This is a genomic window from Dietzia sp. SYD-A1 (assembly GCF_015356725.1).
Classification (GTDB): domain Bacteria; phylum Actinomycetota; class Actinomycetes; order Mycobacteriales; family Mycobacteriaceae; genus Dietzia.
Window position 1 is genome coordinate 1 of the sequence record NZ_JADDKI010000190.1, and the last position, 1,664, is coordinate 1,664.

A 1,664-nucleotide genomic window follows, 5' to 3' on the forward strand; every position below is an offset into this window, starting at 1 on the left:
TAGCCCCGGTGTTTCATGGGGATCTGCGGATCGCTGGGCGAAAATAGACCGAAGTGCTTCCTGAACAGGGGAAACTGGGACTTGTCTAAGGTTCCATGTTCTCCAGCAGAAAGCACTCGGTAGGTGAAGCGTACTTCGTGGTCGGCCGGTCTGTCCGTTACTGCTGATGGTGTCGGGGTGATCGCCCACGCCGGGGCCATCGCGCCTCGACTTCTGGCTGATCAGGTCGGTCTGACCGCCGAGCTGTCAGGGGCCATGGCCCGCCGCCGGTTCATCCCGATCCACGACCGCGGCCGGGTGCTGATCGACACCGCGGTGATGCTCGCCGATGGCGGCGAATCCATCTCAGACATCGGCGTCCTGCGCCACCAATCCGAGGCCCTGGGCCCGGTCGCCTCGGCCCCGACGGTGTGGCGCACACTCGATGAGATCACTGCCAGCAAGCGCAAGAAGATCCAGGTCGCGCGTGCCCGCACCCGCCGTCACGTGTGGTCCCGCCTGCCCGGCGGGGTGCCCGCATCGGCGTGTGCGGGGCGGGATCTGGGATCGACGGTCGTGCTCGATGTGGATGCCACCATCGTGGTCACCCACAGCGAGAAGGAACATGCAGCTCCGACGTATAAGCGCACGTTCGGCTACCACCCGATCGGCGTGTGGTGCGACAACACAGGGGAGTTCCTCGCCGCGAGCCTGCGCCCGGGCAATGCCGGGTCCAACACCGCGGCTGACCACATCGACGTCCTGGGCCAGGCGATCGCGCAGATCCCCGCCGCTCACCGCCGTGACCTGCTGATTCGATCCGACGGTGCAGGCGCCTCCCATGACCTTCTGGATTGGATCACCGAACAGAACGGCATCCGCGGTCGACGGGTGGAGTACTCGGTCGGGTTCTCCATCACTGCCCCGCTACGCCGGGCCATCGCGATCTGCCCAGAGGCTGCGTGGGGGCCGGCATTGAATCCCTCCGGCGACATCCGAGACGGGGCCGAGGTTGCCGAACTGACCGGCTTTCTCAGCCCCAGGATGCTCGCCAAGTGGCCAGACGGAATGCGAGTCATCGTCCGCCGCGAACGGCCCCACCCGGGTGCTCAGTTGTCGATGTTCGAGGAGATCGACGGGTGGCGCTACCAGGCATTCGTCACCAACACTGCCACCGGTCAGCTTCAGTTCCTCGAGGCCAGACACCGGGCTCACGCCCGGGTCGAGGACCGGATCCGACACGCCAAAGACACCGGGCTCGGCCGTCTGCCCTCACGCGAGTTCGCTCTCAACCAGGCTTGGCTGGTGGCGGTGATGATCGCCGCTGACCTGGTGGCCTGGACACGGATGCTCGCCTGCACCGGCGACGCCGCAGTTCTGGCCTTGTGCGAGCCCAAAGCGCTGCGCTACCGCTTCCTTCACGTGGCAGCCCGACTGGTCCGTAGTGGCCGGCGGCGGCGCGTGAAGATTCCCGAAACGTGGCCGTGGGCCACCGCCATCGTCGCAGTGTTCAACACGATCGCCGCGATCCCAAAACCCGCCTGACCTCACCTGCCCGCCCACGACAGCACCACCGGAGACCCGCCCACCGGCAGCGCCAGCCGGCACACACGCACGCCCACACGCGAAAACAAGCCCGCCGTCACCCGACAGCAGCAGTCACACCGGCCCGTGAATCAGCGGGG

At 66.8% G+C, this 1,664-nt stretch carries 1 protein-coding gene; it reads left to right on the forward strand.

Annotated features, from left to right (window positions below; translation table 11 throughout):
- Positions 1-123 precede the first annotated feature (123 nt).
- Complete coding sequence (locus IY392_RS08760; protein WP_194861009.1) at positions 124-1,524, forward strand: IS1380 family transposase; 1,401 nt, start codon at positions 124-126, stop codon at positions 1,522-1,524.
- The last annotated feature ends 140 nt before the right edge of the window (positions 1,525-1,664 follow it).